The organism is Dermabacter sp. Marseille-Q3180, from assembly GCF_940792985.1.
In the GTDB taxonomy this organism is placed as follows: Bacteria; Actinomycetota; Actinomycetes; order Actinomycetales; family Dermabacteraceae; genus Dermabacter; species Dermabacter vaginalis.
Window position 1 is genome coordinate 178,291 of the sequence record NZ_CALNWU010000001.1, and the last position, 22,554, is coordinate 200,844.

The 22,554-nt window shown below is 61.9% G+C and carries 22 protein-coding genes; 14 read left to right on the top strand and 8 right to left on the bottom strand.

Annotated features, from left to right (window positions below; genetic code table 11):
* From NBW56_RS00880 to NBW56_RS00915, 8 genes are all read left to right on the top strand, one after another.
* A complete protein-coding gene (locus tag NBW56_RS00880) occupies positions 1-1,959 on the top strand; it encodes a WYL domain-containing transcriptional regulator (protein WP_250257636.1) in 1,959 nt (652 codons plus the stop codon).
* 109 nt (positions 1,960-2,068) lie between these two features.
* A complete protein-coding gene (gene tatA, locus NBW56_RS00885; RefSeq protein WP_150333244.1) occupies positions 2,069-2,512 on the top strand; it encodes a twin-arginine translocase TatA/TatE family subunit in 444 nt (147 codons plus the stop codon).
* Positions 2,513-2,584: 72 nt separating this feature from the next.
* Positions 2,585-3,472, top strand: a complete 888-nt coding sequence (gene tatC, locus NBW56_RS00890) for a twin-arginine translocase subunit TatC (RefSeq protein ID WP_074296755.1) — start codon at positions 2,585-2,587, stop codon at positions 3,470-3,472.
* Positions 3,469-4,404: a diacylglycerol/lipid kinase family protein gene (locus NBW56_RS00895; protein ID WP_250257637.1), complete on the top strand. Its 936-nt coding sequence runs from the start codon at positions 3,469-3,471 to the stop codon at positions 4,402-4,404. Before tatC ends, NBW56_RS00895 begins: the two co-directional genes overlap by 4 nt.
* Positions 4,401-7,238 carry a DEAD/DEAH box helicase gene (locus tag NBW56_RS00900; RefSeq protein WP_250257638.1) on the top strand — a complete coding sequence of 946 codons (2,838 nt, stop codon included), beginning with the start codon at positions 4,401-4,403 and terminating at the stop codon, positions 7,236-7,238. The genes NBW56_RS00895 and NBW56_RS00900 overlap by 4 nt, the downstream gene beginning before the upstream one ends.
* Positions 7,239-7,377: 139 nt before the next feature.
* The gene (gene lnt, locus NBW56_RS00905; protein ID WP_250257639.1) at positions 7,378-8,988 is read left to right on the top strand and encodes an apolipoprotein N-acyltransferase; all 1,611 of its coding nucleotides are present in this window, start codon (positions 7,378-7,380) and stop codon (positions 8,986-8,988) included.
* The gene (locus tag NBW56_RS00910) at positions 8,985-9,731 is read left to right on the top strand and encodes a polyprenol monophosphomannose synthase (protein WP_250257640.1); all 747 of its coding nucleotides are present in this window, start codon (positions 8,985-8,987) and stop codon (positions 9,729-9,731) included. Before lnt ends, NBW56_RS00910 begins: the two co-directional genes overlap by 4 nt.
* Entirely contained in the window at positions 9,728-10,351 is a 624-nt protein-coding gene (locus NBW56_RS00915; protein ID WP_250257641.1) for an FxsA family protein, read from the top strand. The genes NBW56_RS00910 and NBW56_RS00915 overlap by 4 nt, the downstream gene beginning before the upstream one ends.
* A gap of 38 nt (positions 10,352-10,389) precedes the next feature.
* Here NBW56_RS00915 and NBW56_RS00920 read toward each other — a convergent pair whose 3' ends face one another.
* From NBW56_RS00920 to NBW56_RS00940, 5 genes are all read right to left on the bottom strand, one after another.
* A complete protein-coding gene (locus tag NBW56_RS00920; RefSeq protein ID WP_016664563.1) occupies positions 10,390-10,743 on the bottom strand; it encodes an RNA polymerase-binding protein RbpA in 354 nt (117 codons plus the stop codon).
* Positions 10,744-10,815: 72 nt separating this feature from the next.
* A complete protein-coding gene (locus tag NBW56_RS00925) occupies positions 10,816-11,646 on the bottom strand; it encodes a glycerophosphodiester phosphodiesterase family protein (protein ID WP_250257643.1) in 831 nt (276 codons plus the stop codon).
* Positions 11,647-11,651: 5 nt separating this feature from the next.
* Positions 11,652-12,575, bottom strand: a complete 924-nt coding sequence (locus NBW56_RS00930) for an SURF1 family cytochrome oxidase biogenesis protein (protein ID WP_250257644.1) — start codon at positions 12,573-12,575, stop codon at positions 11,652-11,654.
* On the bottom strand, positions 12,572-12,967 hold the full coding sequence (locus NBW56_RS00935) for a DUF3099 domain-containing protein (RefSeq protein WP_065247817.1): 396 nt from the start codon (positions 12,965-12,967) through the stop codon (positions 12,572-12,574). Before NBW56_RS00935 ends, NBW56_RS00930 begins: the two co-directional genes overlap by 4 nt.
* Positions 12,957-13,478: a hypothetical protein gene (locus tag NBW56_RS00940; protein ID WP_065247818.1), complete on the bottom strand. Its 522-nt coding sequence runs from the start codon at positions 13,476-13,478 to the stop codon at positions 12,957-12,959. The genes NBW56_RS00935 and NBW56_RS00940 overlap by 11 nt, the downstream gene beginning before the upstream one ends.
* A gap of 58 nt (positions 13,479-13,536) precedes the next feature.
* Between NBW56_RS00940 and fabG the strand changes: the two genes are divergently transcribed.
* Both fabG and sixA read left to right on the top strand, forming a co-directional pair.
* Positions 13,537-14,319, top strand: a complete 783-nt coding sequence (fabG, locus tag NBW56_RS00945; RefSeq protein WP_236886205.1) for a 3-oxoacyl-ACP reductase FabG — start codon at positions 13,537-13,539, stop codon at positions 14,317-14,319.
* 104 nt (positions 14,320-14,423) lie between these two features.
* Positions 14,424-14,912, top strand: coding sequence for a phosphohistidine phosphatase SixA (sixA, locus tag NBW56_RS00950; protein ID WP_065248743.1), 489 nt, complete (start codon positions 14,424-14,426; stop codon positions 14,910-14,912).
* A 57-nt stretch (positions 14,913-14,969) separates the two neighbouring features.
* Here sixA and glgC read toward each other — a convergent pair whose 3' ends face one another.
* On the bottom strand, positions 14,970-16,220 hold the full coding sequence (gene glgC, locus NBW56_RS00955) for a glucose-1-phosphate adenylyltransferase (protein WP_065247820.1): 1,251 nt from the start codon (positions 16,218-16,220) through the stop codon (positions 14,970-14,972).
* Between the two features lie 210 nt (positions 16,221-16,430).
* Here glgC and glgA point away from each other — a divergent pair, with 210 nt between their 5' ends.
* On the top strand, positions 16,431-17,624 hold the full coding sequence (glgA, locus tag NBW56_RS00960) for a glycogen synthase (RefSeq protein ID WP_065247821.1): 1,194 nt from the start codon (positions 16,431-16,433) through the stop codon (positions 17,622-17,624).
* Here glgA and NBW56_RS00965 read toward each other — a convergent pair.
* Complete coding sequence (locus NBW56_RS00965; RefSeq protein ID WP_065247822.1) at positions 17,594-18,382, bottom strand: Rv1486c family protein; 789 nt, start codon at positions 18,380-18,382, stop codon at positions 17,594-17,596. The genes glgA and NBW56_RS00965 overlap by 31 nt on opposite strands.
* Entirely contained in the window at positions 18,379-19,911 is a 1,533-nt protein-coding gene (locus NBW56_RS00970; RefSeq protein ID WP_236886207.1) for an RNB domain-containing ribonuclease, read from the bottom strand. The genes NBW56_RS00965 and NBW56_RS00970 overlap by 4 nt, the downstream gene beginning before the upstream one ends.
* 65 nt (positions 19,912-19,976) lie before the next feature.
* Here NBW56_RS00970 and NBW56_RS00975 point away from each other — a divergent pair, with 65 nt between their 5' ends.
* The 3 genes from NBW56_RS00975 to imuA' all read left to right on the top strand — a co-directional run bounded on the left by NBW56_RS00975 (position 19,977) and on the right by imuA' (position 22,538).
* Positions 19,977-20,771, top strand: coding sequence for an ABC transporter ATP-binding protein (locus NBW56_RS00975; protein WP_065247824.1), 795 nt, complete (start codon positions 19,977-19,979; stop codon positions 20,769-20,771).
* A complete protein-coding gene (locus tag NBW56_RS00980; RefSeq protein WP_236886208.1) occupies positions 20,768-21,589 on the top strand; it encodes a TrmH family RNA methyltransferase in 822 nt (273 codons plus the stop codon). Before NBW56_RS00975 ends, NBW56_RS00980 begins: the two co-directional genes overlap by 4 nt.
* Positions 21,590-21,743: 154 nt before the next feature.
* The gene (gene imuA', locus NBW56_RS00985; RefSeq protein WP_065247826.1) at positions 21,744-22,538 is read left to right on the top strand and encodes a DnaE2-dependent mutagenesis accessory factor ImuA'; all 795 of its coding nucleotides are present in this window, start codon (positions 21,744-21,746) and stop codon (positions 22,536-22,538) included.
* The last annotated feature ends 16 nt before the right edge of the window (positions 22,539-22,554 follow it).

Below are 22,554 nucleotides of genomic sequence, written 5' to 3' on the forward strand. Positions count from 1 at the left end.
GTGCCACCCACCCATAATGTCGAGCGTCTTTTGAGCCTTGCCCTGACCCTCACGTCGAGCACGAGGGGTCTCACGCGCGAGGAAATCACCGAGTTCGTTCCTGGCTACGACCGCATGAATCCCACAAGCGTTCGTCGCCAGTTCGCGCGTGATCTGGCGCGACTCAGTCGTCTTGGCCTTGACGTGTCCTCTCACCCTGACCTCGTGAATCCTTCGACCCTTCGATACACCGCATCCGCACGCGAGGGGAGAGCGACGACCGCCTCCTTCACTGAAACTGAACGGCTCATGCTCGCTTCGGCCGCAGCGATGTGGAATGCTGAATCCACCGGGAGTCTCGGTGCGCGTATACGTGCGAAGCTCGCGTCTTACGGGATTTCAACCACGGCGGAAATGGCGCGCGGCGCGCTCGGTTCCTCTCCGGCAACGACGCCGCTGCTCGAAGCCCTTGAATCGCGGCAGTCAGTTGTTTTTTCCTATCGCTCGTCGACTTCGCAGAGCGCGCAAAGGCGCAAGGTCGAGCCGTGGGCACTCGATGTGGTTGACGGCCGCGAGTACCTCTATGGATTCGATCTCGAACGCGAGGCCCCGCGCCTGTTTCGTGTGAGCCGCATCGAATCGATTCCCCTCGAAGGTCCTGAGGCAAAGCATCCACGCCACGCTCATCCCCCTATACGAGAGCTGCTCTCCGAATCGGAAAGTCGCGAGGATGATGAGCCTCAAAGCCCTCCCATACGCGTGCGCATTGCCCCCTTCAAAGCCCTTGCACTGCGCACGGCCCTAGGCTTAAATGCCGCCGAATCCGTGATCGACCTGCCCGCATCGCGGGCGAGGGGACTGCTCGAATCAGCGTGGGCCGAACCCCTGTGGGTGAGCCTCGAAGGAGAGAGGGCGGTTGCCCTCACGTGGAAGCGCACAAGAGAACGCATTGCCGCCCTGCACGCTGGATCGCCTTCACTCACCTGGGAGGAGGCTAGATCCTTTGAAAAAATCAAGCTTAAACGCGCCCGCGACGTGGGAAGCGGCGAAGGCGAACTGACGCGCCTCAGCGCCGAAATTGCTTACCTGCACGCCCACGGCGAGGTCGACACGGCGACGATGGCGAAGGAGTTTGGCCTCACGAACGAGGAACTTGAGGCCGATCTCGAAGTCATCTACAACGCGGGGGACTATTCGCGAGGGTACGACGACTTGGTCGACGTGATTCGCGACGACGGGTACGTGTCCATCTCCGGGGCCGAGTCGCTGGCCCATCCCATGCAGCTCAGCGCGAGTGAAACGAGTGCGCTTCTCATGGGACTCGAAGCGCTTTCCGAATCGGGCACGAGCTTCCCGAGCGAGGATCTCAGGGGATTGACGTCCAAGCTGACCGCGCTGCTGCCCGAAGGGACGGCGGTTGCCGAGGTGCCGTCGGATCCAACACCGACCCGAGAAACTGAAGCCCTCCGTCGCGTTCTTCGCGCCCACGCGCGCCGTGGCTCCGTGCGGATCATGTATTCGCCTCCCACCAGAGAGGGCGTGAGCGTGCGCGATATTAAACCGCTCGAGGTGAGTTCTCGATACGGGATGCTCTACATTCGCGCCTACTGCGAGCTTTCCGAAGCCGAGAGGGAATTTCGATCCGATCGCATCGTCGAATCGTGGGCCCCCGGTGATCCTTACGCCCCTGAAATCGGTGACCGCACGACCCCGCTTTCCTTCCCGCTAGAGGAATGGCCTAGCGTGACGCTCGCCATCGGCCACAAGGCCCGATGGGTCCTCGAGGCGTTTGGGGCGAAGGATCTTCGCGCTGAGCCCGCTTCTGGGCGGATCATCGCGCGGATCGCGCCATCCTCACCCCATGCTCTACTCGCGGCGGTCTTCGAAACCGGAGGCGAGGTAGAAATTCTTGACCCGGATCACATTCGGGAGGCCGTGCGTGGCGTGGCTGAGACCAAGGTCGCGCGTCTAGGGGAGTAGGCTGGAGCGGCCGAGACGATCCGGACTGACCGGTGGTGTCTATGCGAAAATATTTTCACGTGTCGATCTTCTCGGCACATACATCACACGCTTTGGATGGTGATTAAACATGGGTACAGGTTTCATTCGGAGCCCTTGGCCGATTCTGATTCTTCTCGTACTGATCGTGCTGCTCTTCGGCGCGAACAAGCTTCCGGGCCTCGCGCGCAACATGGGTGAGTCCATGCGCATTTTCAAGAGCGAGGTTTCCGAAATGCGCAAAGACGATGAGGATGGCGACCACAGCGAGGCCTCGATCGACGTCAAGCGTGAGCGCGGCGAGCGTTCGTACGACGCACGCGACGACCGTGATCGTGACTACCGCCGTGACGATCGTGATCGTGACTACCGTCGTGACGACCGTGATCGTGACTACCGCCGTGACGATCGCGACCGTGACTACCGCCGCGATGATCGCGACGACTTCCGCCGCGAAGAACCGGTGCGCGAAGTTCGCGATCGAGAGGACTTCCTCGGCGACAGCCGCTCTGACGACCTCTACCGCCGAGACTGAGACGAAACGCATCTAGCGTGCCCGGCCCTCCACTGGCGAGGGCCGGGCAGAAACTGAGGGTAGGCAACACACGTGGCAAAAAAGAAGAAACGCCCCCGCGATCCGGAAGGGCGCATGAGTCTTGGCGAACACCTCGCCGAACTTCGTGACCGCATCTTCATCGTCGCGGTGTTCGTGGTCCTCTTCTCGATTGCCGGTTGGTTCCTTTACTACCCGCTATATGAGGCACTCGCCGTACCGTTCCGCGAACTCAAAGGCCTCGGGTATAACGTTGCGATCAACATCGGCGGTGTTGCCGGTACGTTCGAAACTCACTTGAGGCTCGCCGCCTACATCGGTGTCGCACTGAGCATCCCCGTGATCGTCTACCAAGCGTGGGCGTTCATTTCCCTCGGCCTCAAAAAGAATGAGAAGCGCTGGGCACTGTCCTTCCTGTTCTCCTCGGGGCCGCTTTTTCTCGCCGGCGCGATCTTCGGATACTTCGCGATCACGCGCGCGATACCGATCCTCATGACCTTCGGGCCGAACAAGGAAGTTCTCCAGCTCGTGGAGTTCCGCGACTACATCGAGCTCGTCGTCAAAACCTGCATGGTGTTTGGGATTGCCTTCATCTACCCGGTGTTCCTCGTTGCGCTGAACATCGTGGGAATTCTCCCGTGGCGCACAATCCTCAAGGGATGGCGCTGGGCAATCCTCCTGAGCTTCATTTTTACCGCGGCTATGGTGCCTACCCCGGAGCCGATCACGCTTTTGCTCGTGACCTCGCCGTTCCTTATCCTGTTCTTCGGTGCCGTCCTTGTGGCCTACCTCCTTGAGACTCGGCGCGAAAAGCGGCTCAAGAAGCAAACGGCCTTCACGGAATCCGGCGAGTACATTCCGTCGGAGATCGCGCTTCCGAAGTCTCTCGACGACGCGTACGCCGACTCCCACAAGGATTCGGGCGGCTCGAACGACTCATGAACCGCCTGCGAGTCGGCGTGATCGCGAACCCATATGCGGCAAAGCGTCGAGCCGGCAACATCGGTCATGATGTATGCGCGCTTCTCAGCGTGGCTGGATTGTCGGTCGTCGATCTCTCCGCCCCCGATGCGCGCACAGCCCGGCGCCGTGCACGTGCGGTTCTCGACACGCTCGATGCGCTCGTAGTCGTGGGAGGAGACGGCACGGTCGCACTCGGCGCCTCCCTAGTGTGCAGGACCCGCACACGACTCGGTATCGTCCCGGCCGGCTCGGGAAACGACCTGGCCCGTGCGCTCGCGCTTCCTCTTGGTGATCCCGACGCCGCCGTGCGCACCATCGTGTCCGCGCTAGCACGCCCTGAGCAACGCATCGACGCGATTGAGACTCACTTTGAAGGCGAAGGGGAAACCGAGAGCGTGATCGCCCTCGGCAACCTGAACATGGGCTTCGATGCCATCGTGAACGCACGCGCGAACCGCTCCCGCTACGGGTATACGGCTGCGGTTGCGCGCGAACTTCTCGCGTACAGGCCACGCGAGTACTGGGTTGAGATCGACGGTGGTGCCCGCACCGAGTTCGAAGCCTCACTTCTGACGCTCTGCAACTCGGGCTACTTCGGTGGGGGAATGAAGTATTGCCCGTGCTCGCGCCTTGATGACGGCATACTCGAACTGGTGAGCGTCGCGGGTATCCCGCGCGCTGGACTCGTGCGGTTTTTTCCTCGCGTTTTCTCCGGTACTCATGCGAGTCTCGAGCAATATACGCTCACGCGGTGCACGAGCCTGAAGATCGGCTCGCGCGAGCCACTGGAGGTATGTAGCGATGGGGAGTCGCGTTCGTTCCTCCCGCTTCACGCACGGGTCTTGCCCGGGGCGGTGAGCATCCTGTCCCCGCCCCTTCACGACGACGAGACAGAGGAAGGAACAGTATGAGTGAGCACACGATCGCCAACATCCGCGAGGGCTTCACCGGGCGTTTCTCGTTTGACCTCGATCCCTTCCAGCTCAACGCCATGGACGCGCTCGATCGCGGAAGCTCTGTACTCGTCGCCGCACCCACCGGGGCTGGGAAGACCATCGCGGGGGAGTACGCGGTGCACCGCGCGATTGCCCACGGGGTCAAGGTGTTTTACACAACCCCCATCAAAGCGCTCAGCAACCAGAAATATCAGGAACTCGTCGAGTGGCTTGGGCACGAAGCCGTGGGGCTCGTGACGGGTGACGTCAACATCAACTCCGAGGCACAAGTTGTGGTGATGACGACCGAGATCCTCCGCAACATGATGTATGCCGACTCCCCCACGCTTCACTCGCTCGGCTACGTCGTCATGGACGAGGTCCACTACCTCGCCGACCGCATGCGCGGACCCGTGTGGGAAGAGATCATCATCCACTTGCCCCGCAGCGTGCAGCTCGTGGCACTTAGCGCGACAGTGTCCAATGTCGAAGAATTCGGCGCGTGGCTCGAGGAAGTTCGCGGAAGCACGGAGGTGATCGTCTCGGAGCGCCGGCCAATTCCGCTGTGGCAGCACGTTCTCAGCGATCACGAACTCATTGACGTGTTTCTCGATGAAGATGGCCAGGCGACGCCTTCCCACGGCCCCTTTACGCATAGACGCTACCGCGAGGTCAATCCCTTGCTTGCCGAGATCGGCAAGGACTCGTGGGAGAAGGTCCCCACCGACCGCCGCCACGGATCTCACCGCCGCGGGCGGGGCCGCAAGCACGGAAGGTCGGGCCGGCGGGGGTATCGTGATCGGCGCCAGGACCAGCGCGGGCACCGACGTTCAAGTCGCCATGACCAGCAGATGCGCCCTCGCGCCATGAGCCGCGCGGATGTCGTTTTCCTCCTCGAGAAGAAGGGCATGCTTCCCGCCATCTTCTTCATTTTCTCCAGAAGCGGTTGCGATCAAGCCGTATCGCAACTCATGCGCGCGAACGTGCGTCTGACCGATGACGCGGAGCGCTCTCAGATTAAGGAAGCCTTTCGGGCTGCGCTCGGCGATGTGCGCGCGGATGACTACGAAGCGCTAGGGATCGGCAGAATCGAACGCGCAGCCATGAACGGACTCGCCGCCCACCACGCCGGGCAGCTTCCCGCGGTCAAAGCCGTGATTGAGGATCTCTTCGCGCGGGGCCTCGTCAAGGTCGTATGTGCAACGGAAACGCTCGCGCTCGGCATCAATATGCCCGCACGCACGGTCGTGCTCGATAAGCTCACAAAATTCAACGGCACAGAACATGCGCAGATCACCCCTGGCGAGTACACGCAGCTCACGGGGCGCGCAGGGCGCCGCGGTATTGACGTCGAGGGGCATGCGGTGGTCGTGGTCGGATCCTCGGTAGCGGCCCAGGACGTCGCCGGGCTTGCCTCAACGCGCACGTACAAACTCCGCTCGGCATTCAGGCCCACCTACAACATGGCCGTCAACCTGCTTGGCCGCTACAGCCTCGAAGAGGCCTACGAAACGCTTGAAAGCAGTTTCGCGCAGTTTCACACAGACCGAAGCGTTGTCGCGCAAGCCCGCAAGGCGCGCGAAAAGCACGACGTGGCCGAGCAGTATCGCGAGGCGATGCATTGTTCGAAGGGCGATATCGCCGAATACGCGGACATCCTCGAAAAAATCTCCGCGAGGGAAAAGGAATTGAGCCGCAACCGTGCCGACAAACAGCGCGAGCGCACCCGTTCGATCGTTGGCAAACTTCGACGCGGCGAGATTATTGCGATCCCCGGCGGGCGCCGCTCGGGATTTGCCGTGGTGATCGACCACGAGAAAACCGTGAAGGGGCCACGAGTATGGGTCGTGACCCGCGAAGGGCAGCTCAGGGATCTCTACACCGAGGATTTTTCCGCGAGTCCCATGGTTCTCGAAACAATGAGGGTCCCCTCCCTTGACCGCATACGAAGCGCTCGCGTGCGTAAGGACACAGCCTCGGCCCTGCGCGAAAAGCTTCGCGGTGAGGATTCGCCCCGAAAGGCTGTGAGGGCCCGTTCAACGGGGAAAACGGCCAACCCCAACCACGATCCTCTTCTGGTAGAACTTCGCGAAGCACTGCGCGCGCATCCGTGCCATCACTGCGAGGAGCGCGAGCAGCACATGCGATGGATTTCTCGCTATCGGAAGGCGGCCCGCGAGGCGGCCCGTGCCGAGCGAACAGTCACCCAGCGCACTTCTCATCTTGTGCGGCAATTCGACCGCGTGAGGGCAGTTCTTGAAGCGCTCGGGTATGTGGGGGAGGCCGACGCCGCAGGGCACGTCAGCGTGACTTCGAAGGGCGAGCTACTGAAACGCGTCTATTCGGAGCGCGACCTTATCGTGTGCGAGGCTCTCGATCAAGGGGTCCTCGAGGGCCTCTCGCCGGACGCGCTCGCAGCGGTTGCGAGCGCCCTCAGCTACGAGCCTCGACGCGATGATGGCGGGAGCGAGGACCATGACGATCGCGCCGTCACCCGCGCGCTCTATGCCCTCTCCTTCCTCGTCGATGACATCAACGTTCAGGAAAGGCGAGCCGGGCTCGAGCAGACTCCCGCTCCACACCCTGGTCTGTGCTCGGCCGTGTACCGCTGGGCGCACGGGGAAGGATTCGCACAGTCGGTAGGCAATATTCCCGTGGCGCCCGGAGACTTTGTTCGCCACGTTCGGCAGGTCATCGACCTTCTTGACCATCTCGCTCACGTCCCGGGGGAGGCACACACGGGGGTTGCAGCAACCGCACGTAAGGCACGCCTTCAGCTTTTGCGCGGGATCGTGGCTCAAGATATGTAAAAGCGCTGTTTTGAGAAACAGTCTGTGTCGGTCTACCGGTGAAGGCGAGGAATGACGGTTAAGAAGAGGCGTGCGGCGTTCATCTTCGCTCGCTCCTTGGCGCCGTTGTTCGTCTGCTACGTCGTGCGAGGAGCCGCGCGTGAAGGCTAAGAACAGCAAAGCCGAAACTGAGACCCGCGAAATCCTCGTACCCCATTTCGAGGGCGAAAAGTTTACGCCCCCAATTTTTGCCCTCGTGAGCGCGGTGATTGGTGGTCTCCTGTTCCACTTCGCGTTTGATCCCTATGGCCTGTGGGGCCTTTTGCCGCTTGCTCTCGGCGCCCTCTTTTTTGCGTCGTTTACGCGACGCGCGAGCGTGGCGTTCGTGAGTGGTCTTGCCTTCGGAATCAGCGCTTTCATCCCTCTCTTCTCATGGGCGAGTATCTACGCCGGGCTTGGTCCGCATCTCGCACTCGCCATCTTCGAGGCTCTGTATATCGCCGTGTTCAGCGTGCTCGCACGGTTTATTCTCGTGCGCCGGGGTATCCGTTTCTCGAGCAGTGTGGGTATTGCCTGCCTGTGGGCGATCACGGAGTTTGCCCGCGCAACCGTGCCGTGGGGCGGGCTCTCCTGGGCAATGAGTGCCTTTGCCTACGCCGATTCCCCGCTCTTGAATTTCGGACCGTGGCTCGGGGTGACGGGGCTCGGGGCCATCTCAGGTTTGCTTGGCGCCTATGCTCTCAGCACCGTGGGCGCACTGACGTTCCGCCGCGCACGCGGCCGCAACGGGGTGCACGCCGTGTGGCCAGCCTCCGTGGCCATCATCATCGTGCTGTGCGCGCTAGTGACACCCAGGCCGGCCAACTCTGTGGATGCAGGCCATCATTCGCTTCGGGTCGCTGGGATTCAAGGAAACATCGAACGTCCCGAAGCCGGTTCTTACTACATTCCCGACACGATGTTTGACAACCACGTCGAGCAAACGCGCGACTTTCTTGCGGGCGGAGGTCATGCACGGCTTATCGTGTGGCCAGAGGATTCAACCGGCTGGGATGTGCAAAACAACCATGAGCGCATGGCCACTCTTCAACAGCTCGCACGTGACGCTGGTGCTCCCCTTCTCGTCGGCACACAGAGCCCTGATGGGGAAAAGGCCCGCATGAACACGTCGATTCTTCTTGACGCCGAGGGACCCACTGGCCAGGAATACACGAAACGACACCCGGTTCCCTTCGGGGAATACATTCCGCAGCGTGAATTTTTCTCGAAGATTACCGACAAAGTTTCGCTGGTGGAGCGGGATATGACCCCGGGCACCCAGGTCGGAGTGCTCGACCTTTCAGGCACCGAAGTAGGCGTACTCATTTGCTTCGAAATCGCTTATGAGCAGAGCGTCGCCGATACCGTCAACGCGGGCGCTGAGCTGCTCGTCGTACAGTCCAACAACGCCCTCTTCCTCGACTCCCACGAGTCCGTCCAGCAACTCGCACAGGCCAAGGTATTCGCCGTTATTTCTGGCCGGAGCGTCGTTCATATTTCTACCGTCGGAGATTCCGCTATCTACACCCCTGAAGGGCGGAAACTCGCAAGCCTCGACCACTGGACCGAGGGGACGATGGTTGCCGACGTCCCCGTGCGTACGGGTCGCACTCCCGCGATGGAGCACGGAGTCGTGATCAGAGGAATCATCGCGGCCCTTGCCGGCGTTGTTCTTCTTGCAAGTCTCCTCGCTCCGCCGCGCACGATCAAAGAAAGGCGCTCACGCCCGTGACCACGCTCGTGATCATTCCTACCTATAACGAAATCGACGCGCTCCCGCCGACTCTGACACGGCTGCGGGATGCCGAACCACAGGCTCACGTCCTCGTTGTCGACGATGCCTCACCCGACGGCACGGGAGAGTGGGTCGAGCAGATGTCGACCAACGATGACCACGTGCATGTTCTCCATCGCACCGACAAAGGTGGACTCGGCCCGGCGTATCTCGCTGGTTTCGCGTGGGGACTCGAGAACGGCTACGACGTCTTGTGCGAGATGGACGCCGATTCTTCCCATCGGCCCGAGCAGCTCGGCACCCTCCTCACCGCGCTCGAACGCGGTGCCGATCTCGCGATCGGATCACGCTGGGTCACCGGTGGGGCCGTGCACAATTGGCCCCTGAACCGCGAGTTGCTGTCACGGGGCGCCAATACCTACGTGAATCTTGCCCTCGGTCTCGGGGTGAATGACGCGACGGCAGGCTTCCGCGCGTTTCGTGCTGACGTTCTCGAGACCGTCCTTGCGGGTGAATCAATTGCAAGCCAAGGTTATTGCTTCCAGGTCGATATGACTCGCAGGGTTCGCGCTGAGGGTTTCGTCATCCGCGAAATTCCCATCGACTTTGACGAGCGAGAATACGGAGAATCAAAGATGAGTTCCGCGATCATTCGCGAAGCTATGCTCCGCGTGACGCAGTGGGGCCTTGAGCACCGTCTCTCGCAGGCTCGTAGGCTCGTGAAGGCAGGTGCCCGATGAACACTTCTCAGAAAGCTCGCTCGCTTCCCGCTTGGGCGCTGCCGGTCGGTGCCATCCTCCTTGGGATCCTCGAAATTGCGCTCCTCATTTGGATCGGTTCAGCCACGCGCTGGTGGATCCCACTGCTTCTTATCGCGCTCGGCTGGGTCGTGGGGTTCGCACTCGTGCTTTCCGCGGGCCAGCAATCACTCACGCGTATCATCTCGCTGTGGCGTGCCGCAACGGGGCGAGGGGAGCGCAAGAAGCATCTTTCGCGGCCCGCTTTTACCCTCATTTCCGCCGTGCTTTTCTTCTTTCCCGGCGTTCTCACTGACATCGCGGGCCTCGTACTTCTCTTCACCCCCGTGCAGGAAAAGACCCTCACCTCAATGGGGCTCGGTGCTGGTTCCTCTCCACGACGATTCCTCTTCACCTCTCATCGTGGGGCGGCTATCGAGAGTGAAATCGTGATCGATACAACCTCGCAGGCGTCGGAGCCGCCAAGGGGTGCGTACCAGGGCGGTTCCTCCCACGTGAGCGGAGATACTCCCCAGATCGACGCGAGCGATCGCACTCGACGCGACGGCCACGATCACCGAGACGGAAAAACGCCGCCCCCTTACGAGGGCGACGTTCTCTAAATGGCTTTGATCCCGGCCTGGATGGCCGGGCTTGGCTGCTACAGGAAGTGGCGGTTCGAGTGGAGCTTACCGGCGCGTAGCAGCTCGAGGCGCTTATCGAGAAGCTCCTGGAGTTCTTCCTCCGAGCGACGTTCGAGAAGCATGTCCCAGTGCGTGCGCTGAGGTTTGCCGGGCTTCCCCTCGGGCTTTTCGTGGTCGCGAAGGACGGCGGTCTCGCCGCAGCGGCACTCCCACACGAGGGGCACATCAGCCTCAACCGAGAACGGGAGAATGATGATGTGCTTATTGGGGCAGTCGTACTTCGCTTCTTGGCGCGGCGCGGCGAGTACGCCGTCATCCGTTTCCATCGAGAGCGAACCGAGTCGGGTGCCTCGCAGTGAGCGAGAGTTCATCAAACGACCTTCTTCCCTACGTAGTCCAATATGGACGCCTCCGCCGGCTCTGCGCCGGGCATTCACAAGCTTTCAACGCTTCGGCCGGGGGCGATATTCCCCTCCAGGTCCCGTGCGGCGTGCGGCACGGGCCTCGCGAACCTTCACGAGCCGATCAACACGGTTACTTACGATACCATCCACCCCCATGTCCAGCAGTGCGTGCATGGTCGGTTCCTCATCGATCGTCCACGCGTGCACCTCGCATCCGGCGCGGTGAGCGGCAGCAACAAAGCGTGGAGTGATGATCTTGATCCCCCTGAAACGAATGGGGACTTGGAGCGCTGCGTAAGGCGCGAGCATTCTTGCGTTCAGGCGCTCGACACCGAGGCTGGACGACGCGAGAAAGGCAGCCACGGTAGAGCGGGACGCACTCGCCATCACTGGACGCCCGCACTCCCGGCGCGCCAGTGCGACAACCTCACGCGCGACCGCAGGGTCGAAGCTCGTGAGGCACACGCGACGCCCGGCTCCCGTTTTCGCAATGGCCGCCACCGTTGGCGCAATTGCACGAGCACTTTTCACATCGATGTTGAAGGGCACATCCGAGAAGGCGTCCAGGGCGTCTTCAAGCCGAGTCACCGTTCCCGCGCCTTGAACGCGCACGGAACTAAGCTCTGTCCAGGACGTTTCAGCTACGGCTCGATGGTCTCCCTGGGCGATACGAGAAAGACTCGCGTCGTGAATGGTGAGCGCCACGCCGTCGCTACTCGCGCGTACGTCGGTCTCGAGTACGTCGGCTCCCTGCGCGAGCGCCGCTTCAAATGCTTCGAGAGTATTTTCCCCGCCATGAGGGGCAAAGCCGCGGTGCGCGATGGCACGGGGGAGTGGGCCCGAAAAATATCGACGCTCCATCTCACTCATCACTCTTACCTTTCTTCGAGTAGCGAATCTTCCTCGTCCTCGTCGGTCCCACGAGACCTGTGGTGGCCCCCGCGAGTCGAACCGTAGCGATGCAACCGTCCGTGTGCGGAGGGCGATGCTTGACCCCCGGGTGCCCCGGGCGCTGAGGAAGCGTCGGGCTCCGCTTCTCTTTCTTCGGCCTCATCGCGCAGTGTACGACGCACCGCGACTACAAAGCCGAGGAGGAAGAACACCGAAAAGATCCACCATTGGAACGCGTACGAGAGGTGGGGTCCAATCGACGTCTCGGGTTTGCTAAGGCCGGCAAGACCTTCTGGCGCGGTACCGTTTTCGCGCACGGCCTCGCCGTACGTGCCTTGGAGGACCTGGGTGAGCCCTGGCGCTTGTGAAACGACATCGGGGGCGTTCACGGAATGAAGTTGCCCTTCGACCTGGGGCCTGTCTGTAAGGCGCGGCTCTGTGGGCCTCAGCCGGGCGACAAGCTCCACCTCGCCGCTCGGAACATCGGGGCGCGTCGAGGGAACCGAATCCGTCTGCCCCGCGACAACCCACCCTCGCACCACGAGAAGGGTCTGCCCCGATACCGCCTTAAAAGGCACGAGCTGCCAAAAACCCACGCTTGAGCCTTGCACGCGGTTTCGAACGTAGAGCACGCATTCAGGCTCCGCGCAATAGTGACCGCGAGCTTTCACAACCGTGTAATCGTCACTCGCTGCAAGCTTCGTCCGTGCCGAGGCTGGAGCGTCGGCAAGGGGAATCGGCTCGGCATCGTAGTGCTGTTCGATCACGTCCGCACGGGCGTTCTTTTCCTCGAACCGATGCCACTGCCAGATCCCGAGGCGCACGCACGTCAAAGTAGCAAGGAGGACAAAAAGAAGGGCGAGCGCCCAGCGCCACGTGACGACGACGCGCAGATTCGCACCCCTCACAGGTGCTCACCACCCCAGGTCTCGCGCACCGTGCCATCGTCATCAACCGTGATAAACGGCTGTGAGGCCTCCGCGGTGAGAACGAAAGGCGCAGGTTGCGAGTCGTGACTCTGAACTCCCGTAGCGCTAGTAGGAACTGCTTGATCGTTGGCGACGAGCACTGCAAAAAGAGGGAGAATGACCGCGCCGATCAGCGCGGCGAGCTTCCACGCGCCAGGCACGATGATGAGAAGCACGAGACACACCATGCGGATCGCCATTGCCACGATGTAGGTGCGCGAACGGCGCGAAACATCAACCGATCGGGCAACGGGAATGGCCGCGGGAGGGGTCGAAAACGACGTGTGGTCACTCGCGGGTGGAAAAGAGCTTTCGAGGCGCTCAGAGGGCATGAAAACCCGTCGTTGGCAAATGGTGCGCGAGTGAAGCCGCCGCGCTTTCCCCCTTGGGGAGTTCATTCATCGCATAAGAGTAGAGCTGCGCAAACCCGTACACACTAGCGGCCGCAAGCACAAGGCCCACGAGGCACAGGCACAGATTCACGATGAGCCTTCTCCTACCGGCGTGCGGATCGTGCGGACCGAAAGCACGCGGTTTCTCGGGAGGAAAACCATTCACGAGTGAGGTATCGGTGTCGCGCATTTCGACGTGCCCGGGTAGCTCTACTCGAGCTGGGTACTGGCCTGGGCGCTCGGCAACAACACCGCTCGCACGGAGAGTTTCACTTCGAGTGACGGGAGCCGGAACAGCGGGGGAAGGTCCGACGGTTGCCGGGTCAAAGTCGAGGCGCCACCCAGCGGGTGTTTCGGGCCATCGCGGATCGGGGCTCCACGACGCGGGGAGATCGCCCGTTCCTTCGGGGGGCTCAGGCCATGACGGAGGCGGATTGAAGCGCTTAGCCATCGGTGCTCTCCTCCCAAGCGCGAATCAGGTCCATAGCCATGCCGTTCCATCGTAGGCTATGCGCGGCCGCACGATCTTTAGCGATAGGGTGGGCGCGAGACTCATTCTTCCACAGCGTGAAAGGGCTACCGTGACCTCACGAAGCGTGTTGATTACCGGCGGCAATCGTGGCATTGGCTACGCGCTCGCCGAACACTTTATTTCCCTCGGCGACAAGGTTGCCGTGACATCGAGGTCGGGCGAGGGCGGCCCCGAGGGAGCCCTCACCGTCAAGGCAGATGTCACCGATCCGGCCTCGCTTGACGAGGCCTTTGCCGAGGTCGAAAAGGAACAGGGGAGCGTTGAGGTTCTTATCGCCAACGCGGGCATTACCGACGATCAGCTCATGCTCCGCATGAGCGATGATTCTTTCGAAAGCGTTGTCAACACCAATCTCAACGGGACGTTCCGCACGGTGAAGCGTGCGATTAAGAGCATGATGCGCAAAAAGCAGGGCCGCATCATTCTTCTCTCCTCTGTCGTGAGCCTCCTTGGTTCCCCGGGGCAGGTCAATTACGCCTCCTCCAAAGCCGGACTTATCGGAATGGCCCGCTCACTCACGCGCGAACTCGGCTCACGTGGCATTACGACAAACGTGATCGCTCCCGGCTACATCGAAACGGAGATGACGAGCCAGCTCGACGACGCACGTAAGAAGCAGTATCTTTCGCAAATCCCCGCGGGGCGCTTCGCCGCACCCGCCGAAGTTGCCAAGGTCGCGGCGTTCCTCGCGAGCGACGATGCGTCCTACATCTCGGGTGCGGTCATTCCTGTTGATGGCGGCCTCGGCATGGGACACTGAAACCACCTCACCACGAGTACAAAACTGACGTCGAACGCGCCTTCGGGGCGCAGAATGGGTGAAATTGCGTGAGTGATGAACCTCCTAGTCGCATCCTCCTCCTGATGCGGCACGGAAAAGCAGAATCGGATGCCGCAAGCGATATGGAGCGCGCTCTTACCGACAAAGGGCATTCCCAGGCCCGGCTCATCGGTGATTACCTCCGCGCTCAAGGTGTGAAGCCGAGTCGTGTCCTCGTATCGACCGCGGCGCGCACGCAAGAAACGTGGAGCGACGTTCATCATTCGCTCGGCGACATCGAGTGCGAAGTGAGTGTCCTCGATGATCTCTACCACGGAGGAGTTCGTGATGTCCTCCGGATTGTCCGTGGAGTCGACGAAACTTCGAAGGTCCTGCTCGTTGTAGGGCACGAACCCACCATGAGCCAGTTGGCCGCCTATCTTGGCAACGATGACCGCTCTGATTCCGCGGCGCTTGCACAGGTGCGTATCGGCGTGCCCACCGGCTCGATGAGTGTTCTCACGTCGAGAGCCGAGACGTGGCAGGACATCGCCGAGGACGAACTCGACCTGCTCACCCTCGTGCGAGGTTAGCCTCGAAAGGACAACGAAAAAGAGGCGCCCCTTCGAGGGCGCCTCTTTTTTCAGGTGTTAGTGCTGTGGCTCGATGATGGTGCCTTTGCCGATCACCGTGATGCCCGAATCAGTCACGGTCCAGCCGCGAGCGAGATCTTCCTCGCGGTTGAGGCCAATCTGCGTACGCGGCGGGATATCAATATCCTTATCGATGATCGCGCGATGAATTTGCGAGTGGCGCCCCACGGTCACGTTATCCATAATGACCGAATCGGAGATCGAGGACCATGAGTGCAACTGCGCACCGGGGCCGATGACCGAGTTCGAGATTTGCGCGCCCGAAACGACGACGCCCGCCGAAACGATCGAATCTACCGCGGTGCCCACGCGGCCGGGACCGGCGTGCACGAACTTCGCGGGAGCAAGTGCCGAGCGCGACTCGGTGAAGACCGGCCACGCGGTGTTGTAGAGGTTGAAAATCGGGTGGATCGAAATGAGATCCATGTGCGCTTCGTAGAACGCATCGAGAGTACCGACATCGCGCCAGTAGTCGCGGTCGCGATCGGTCGAGCCAGGCACATCGTTGCGAATGAAGTCGTAGACGCCCGCGTCATCGAGGTTCACGAAGTGGGGGACGATGTCGCCGCCCATATCGTGCTTGGAGTCGGCATCTTCGGCGTCTTTCGTCACGGCCTCAACGAGAGCATCGGCCGTAAATACGTAGTTGCCCATCGAGGCGAGCACCGAGTCTGGGTCGTCCGGAAGCCCCTGAGTCTCCTTCGGTTTCTCCACAAACTGGGAAATGCGCGTGGGATCCTCGGGATCTACCTCGATCACGCCGAACTGATCCGATTGTTCGATGGGTTGGCGAATCGCGGCAACCGTGCACGAACGCCCCGACTCGATGTGTGCCTCCACCATTTGGGAGAAGTCCATGCGGTATACGTGGTCGGCGCCAACCACGACGATGTAGTCGGGCTTTGAATCGCCAATGATATTGAGGTTCTGGTAGATCGCATCGGCACTTCCGAGGTACCAGTGCTTGCCCATGCGCTGCTGGGCCGGCACGGGAGCAACATAATTGCCGAGAAGCGAGCTCATGCGCCACGTCTTCGCAATGTGCGTATCCAGTGAATGCGACTTGTACTGCGTGAGAACCACGACCTGGAGATACCCAGAGTTCACGATGTTCGAAAGCGCGAAATCGATGAGTCTGTAGGAGCCGCCGAACGGAACGGCGGGCTTTGCGCGATCGAGTGTGAGCGGCATGAGGCGCTTGCCTTCACCGCCGGCGAGAACAATTGCGAGGACCTTCGTTGCGACCATGCTTCCATCCTAATGCACAGTTAGCTGCATCACGTCATCGTTCACCCTGTGCTCACCTGGAGGCCGCTGAGCTTTTATTTCGCTGGAAGATCCGGACCACGCGCGGCACGATGAGTGTGACTATCATGACAGTGGGGCTGCGCTCAACGAGCGAGTCGATCAGTGCATCCCTATCACCCGAGAGGATTTCCCACAGTGAGGCAGACCGGCATGCGCGTTGATATCTTGACGAAGGAGTACCCGCCAGCGATTTACGGAGGTGCCGGCGTTCACGTCGATGAACTCAGCAAAGTGCTCCGCAATCGCGTTGACATACGCGTACGGTGCTTCGGGGAGAAACGCGAGGCCCCCGGTGTTCAGGCCTACTCCGTGCCTGCTACGCTCGCCAACGCCAATTCCGCTCTGCAAACCTTCGGCATTGACCTTGCGATGGCGGAGGATTGCGCGGGCGCAGACCTCGTGCACTCACACACGTGGTACGCGAACTTTGCCGGGTTTGCCGCCCAACAGTTGCACTCAATTCCGCACGTGCTCTCGGCGCACTCTCTCGAACCGCTGCGCCCGTGGAAGGCCGAACAACTCGGCGGCGGCTATAGGCTCAGTTCTTTCGCGGAGAAGACCGCTTACGAAAATGCCGATGGCATCATCGCCGTCTCCGGTGGCATGCGCGAGGATATTCTGCGCTCGTACCCCAACGTTGACCCCTCACGCGTTCATGTCGTCCACAACGGGATCGACGTGACCGAATGGAAGCCCAATCCGGCAACCGATGTGCATGAGCGCTACGGGATCGACCCCACAGCACCGACCGTCATCTTTGTTGGTCGCATCACCCGTCAAAAAGGCCTGCCGTACCTCCTGCGTGCCTTGCGCACGCTTGATCAGGGAGTTCAAGTCATCCTTTGCGCTGGGGCTCCTGACACTCCTGAGATCGCTGCCGAGGTGGAGAACCTCGTCACGGACCTCAAAACCGCTCGCGAAGGAGTGTTCCTCATTTCCGAGATGCTCCCGCGCCACGAACTTACCCAGCTGCTTTCACACGCCACGACCTTTGTGTGCCCCTCGGTCTACGAACCCCTCGGCATCGTCAACCTCGAGGCGATGGCCTGCGGCATCCCCGTAGTGGGGACGGCGACCGGGGGCATTCCCGAAGTAATCGTTGACGGTGAGACCGGAGTCCTCGTGCCGATCGAACAGGTGAGTGACGGCACCGGCGCCCCGGTCAATCCCGAGAAGTTCGTGGGCGACCTCTCCGATGCCCTCAACGACACGATCGCCAACCCCGAGCGTGCTCGAGCCTGGGGTAAGGCCGCGCAGCAGCGCGCCCGCGATCACTTTTCATGGGAGTCTATTGCTGACCGCACGCTCGAGGTTTACAACGCCGTGCTCCGCGGCGACGCATAGCTGAGCGTCTGCGCCAACACCGCACGCCCCTCGCGTGCAAGAAATCGCAATTCCTCGAGGGCCCGTTGTGCACTCGGCTCACCGGAGGCCGTCGCTTGCGTGATCCCCGCTTCCGCAAGCGACACCACCCGCCCCGCAAGCCTTGCCGCGTGAGCGTGGGTCGCGGGCATTCCACGCGGAGGTTCGATGAGCACCCATCCTTTCGGAAGAGCATCGGGGCGAACGGGTTCTTCAGGAATCATGTCGTATTCACGAAGCCTTTCATGGCTTCCCGACAGGGCGCGATAGAGCCGCTCTCGGGCATGCGCGGCTTCCGAGCCCGCTACGTGGGTTGAAGTGCCAGGCACATCCGTGCGCACAAGATCGAGCGTCGTGGCACCCTCGTAGCGCGGCGAAGCAATGGTGAGCTGATGGGAGGCATGAACACCGTCGCCCACCGTGAGTGCTTGGCCACCCGCGAGCGCAGCCATGACGGCTCGGGGACCGCCCACGAGCCCCGCAATCCTCCCGGGCTCGGGCATGACGAGTGTGAGCGCGGGAGAGGTGAAAGCGCGCACTTCAAGTAACCAGGCGAGAGTGTCGAAGTGTGCGCCTCCAAAGGTTCCTTCGTCCGCATCAAGGAGATCAGCGGCCTCCTCAAGAGAAATGTCTCGGCGCAAGGCAGCTCCCGCAAAAAGCGAGAGTGCCCCGAGGTAAGGGGCCGCAATGAGATTCCCCAGAGAGGAAGGCGCGTGCGATGTCGCAGCGATGATTCTCATGCAGACGTCGGACCCTGCCCCTCACTCGCGTGGCCCGGGCGCCCCGAGCTGACCACCGAGAATTCAGCCCAGTTCCTTTCCTCATCGACGCTTTCGAGCCGCGCCGTGACGCGGGTGCCAATCGGTAGCCGGGCGCCGTCAATCCACCGCGCGACCGGCGGGTTACTGAACTGCACCTCAATGCGGTCGGGCCGAGCATTGGAGGGATTCGAGCCACCATCGGTTTCAGGGCGGAAGTCGAGCACCGTGCCCTCAAATTCGGTTCCCACAAGGGTGGAAAGCACGCCGATCTCGGCGATCTCCCGCGCCTTCTTTTCCAGCATCGAATTGCGTTGCTGAGCCCCCTGCATCAGAGAGGGGAGTTCAGGCAGCGCCGCTCGGATACGCTCATCAAGCGGAGCGCCGGTGATGAGGCTGTGACACACGTGAAGCACGAAACGATCGACGAGTCGGCGTAGGGGCGCGGTCGTGTGCGCGTACGGGGCCGCGATTGCCGATTGTTCAAGAACCTCGGGCAGGGTGCCGTCGAAGGCTTCGTATCCCGCGCCACGGAAAAGTGAGGTTGCCTGGTCGAGAAGGGCGAGATGGCGGCCCTTGCGCCAATCGAGGGTACGCAGAAACTCCCCATAGGGCTGATCCTGAGGCCACGGCTCCTTGAGGGCCGCGGCTTGCGCGCGGAAGCGATCGATCGCCTCTGGAGTCGCGGGCGGCATCGTGCGCAAGATCCCAAGCTTGCCCTCGATCATGATCTTCGCCGCTGCCATGCCCGTCATGAGGGAGATTTGCGCATTGTGTTCCTCGATGGGTTCGGGAAGGCGCCACTGAAGGTGCACCGTATCCTCATCGGTCACGACTTCTTGCTCGGGGGAACTGAGCGAGGCACCACCGCGTTCGATTTCGAGCGCGGCCCGTTTTTCGCCCACTTCAACGAGGAGCTGCATGACCTCTCCAGCCTCCCCTTTCTCGAGTGCATGCTGCACCTCGGTGTAGGCGAGCTTCTGGCGGTTGCGCACGAGCGCGCGCGTGAGATTGACGTTCGTGACGCGTGCGCGTTCATCGAGAGTGAAATCCCATACGAAGGCGGGGGTGTCCTTGTGTGGAAGCAGCGAGGCTTCATCCTCGGAAAGTACTACGGGGTGAAGAGGAATCCGTCGATCGGGGAGATAGAGCGTGAGGCCCCGTTTGCGTGTCTCGCCGTCGAGCGCGCTTTCGGGCTCGACGAAAAGGGGAACATCAGCAATCGCGTATCGCACGCGATAGCCCTCGCCCTCGCGTTCGATATGAAGCGCCTGGTCGAGATCAGTCGAACTCTCCGGGTCGAGGGTGACGAACTCGATCGAGGTGAGATCCGCGTGCCCCGCCGTGTGTTCGCGCCACGTACGCGCCGCGTGCTCGGCTTCTGCGAGGGCCGCCTCGGGGTAGTCGGTGTCGATATCGGACTTCTCGAGTGCCTCATCGATCCTTGCCGCGAGCGTATCGAGTGGTGCTTTTTTGCGGTCGCCGGGCATTGAGAGGCGTTGTACGGGCACAGCTCACTCCTAGGGATAACGGTCCGTTTTAGTCTAGTGAGCACCTCCTGCCGTAGGCTGGAGACATGGTTGCTGTGTGCTCATTGAGCGATGTTGTGGTGCGCCGAGGCGCGAAGACTCTCCTTGATCATGTCGACTTTTGCGCGCGCGAGGGGGAACGTTGGGCGGTGCTTGGCCCGAATGGCGCGGGCAAGTCCACACTCATCCGCCTCCTTTCCTCGCGCCTGCACCCCACGAGCGGGAACGTCCAGATCCTCGAGGAAAAGCTCGGGCGCGTTGACGTATTCGAACTGCGCCCCCTCATCGGTCTTTCGAGCCAGGAGCTGGCCGAGACCATCCCCTCCGAGGAGACGTGCCTCAACGTCGTCATGACCGCTGGTTACGCGGTCGTGGGGCGCTGGCGGGAGCGCTATGACGAGGAGGACGACCAACGTGCCCGGCTGCTTCTTGGCGCGTTTGGCGTCGCCCCGCTTGCCGAGCGCCCTTTCGGTTCGCTGTCGACGGGGGAGAAGAAACGCGTGCTCTCGGCCCGCGCGCTCATGACCGATCCGGAGCTTCTCCTCCTTGACGAGCCCGCCTCCGGCCTCGATGTGGGTGGGCGCGAAGAGCTCGTGCGCTCGCTTAGCACCCTCGCGAAAGACCCCGCCACTCCCGTGACGGTCATGGTCACCCACCATCTCGAGGAAATCCCCGAGGGATTCACTCACGCGCTTCTGCTGCGCGAGGGGCGCGTCGTGGCGTCGGGACCGATCGCGAAGACCCTCACTTCGCAGAATCTCACGCGCACATTTGGCCTTCCGCTCGCACTTGAGGAGCGCGCCGGCCGGTACTTTGCAACGGCGGTTCCTCTTTCGCGATGAATCTTGTACCGATGGGCGCGCATGCGGATCACCCGCTGCTCGCCGATTACGTGTCGATGACCGACGTGAAGCTCCGCTCGAGCCTCGAGGTTGAACGCGGCCTTTTCATGGCGGAGAGCTATAACGTGATCGAGCGCGCCCTCGACGCAGGTGCACAGCCGCGCTCGTTCATGATGAGCGAGAAGTGGCTCGAAAAGTTCTCACCTCTCTTTTCCCGCTTCCCGGATGTGCCGGTATTCGTGGGCACCGAAGGTGAACTCGAGGCGTCGACGGGTTTTCACGTGCACCGAGGCGCGCTTGCCTCGATGCAGCGCCCCGTGAGTCGCTCCGTTGACTCGGTCCTCGAGGGCGCACGCACGGTGGCCGTACTCGAGAACATCGTGGACCACACGAACGTGGGGGCCATGTTCCGAAGCGCTGCCGCTCTTGGGGTGGACGCGGTTCTCGTCACGCCCTCGGCGGCAGACCCTCTTTACCGGCGCGCGATTCGCGTGTCGATGGGCACCGTGTTCCAAGTGCCGTGGGCGCGCATGGAATCGTGGCCGCACGGGGGAGTGGAGATCCTTCGTGCACACGGCTTCAACACGCTTGCTCTCGCGCTTACGGAAAACTCCCGCTCGCTTCATGACGTCGATCTTTCGGCTTCGCGCAAAGTTGCGTTTGTGCTCGGCACCGAGGGGCACGGCCTTACCGCCAGCACGCTTCGTGCCGTGGATGAGAGCGTGATTATCCCCATGAGTGGAGGCGTCGACTCCCTTAACGTGGCTGCGGCAAGTGCGGTGGTGTTCTGGCAACGCGAGGTATGCATGCGCGCGTGAGACGCGTGCGAGTTTAAATGTCCCACCCCTCCCCATAATGAAAACAAGTGTTCGATTATGGGGTGAAACGCTTGTAAATCTCCCTTGATTTCTCCCTCTTTCACTCCTACTATTCGAACACGTGTTCTAGTTCGTGGTGTGGGAAGGAAGAGCGATGTCCGCACAGGCTTCGGCGACACCGCGCGTTGCGGCGGATCCGCAACGCCTCGCGCTCGCGCACTCCATCCTCGGAAAAGCGGAGGCGAAAACCAGGCGTGAGCACAGCCCGCGGCATGAGGAGTGGTCCTCGTGCGAAGGGCGTCAGTTCGCGATCCCCGAGGCCCTTGCCTCACTCATGCCTCAAGGCAAGGTGCGCGCGGGCAGCAGTATTGAAGTCACGGGACCGTGCGGAACCTCTCTCGCACTCGCGTTTGCGGCAGCGGCCATGGGGGAGGAGTCCTGGTGTGCCCTCGTGGGGATGCCACACGTGGGGCTCGCCGCGTGTGCGGATATCGGCATGGACCCGCAGCGCACGGCCCTCGTACCTGCCCCCGGGGTGCAATTGTCGCCCGTACTCTCCGCGCTCATCGATGGAATCGACGTGATCGTTCTCGGTGCAGACCTTGACCTCACACCTGCCGAGTGGCGAGCGGCGGAAAACCGTGCACGCACGCAGGGAACGCTCCTCATTCGCGTGGGGAAAGCACGCTGCGATCTCACCGTGCGCTCCTCCTCTCCGCACTGGCTGGGGCTTGCGCGGGGCTCGGGGAGGCTCAGGCTTCGAAACGCTCGCGTGTCGGCGTGCGGTCGGGGCGTTGAGGGAGCCGGCTCGAGTGTGGGCGTTCGGGTTCCGACGCCCGCTGGGGCACTCTCGAGCGCACCCTGCACAGGGTCTTCCACCCCACACGTGAGTGAAGCACAAACCGAGGCGCGCGCAAGGCTCACGCTCGTGCGATCGGGGGCGCAGTGAAACCTCAGGGCACGCG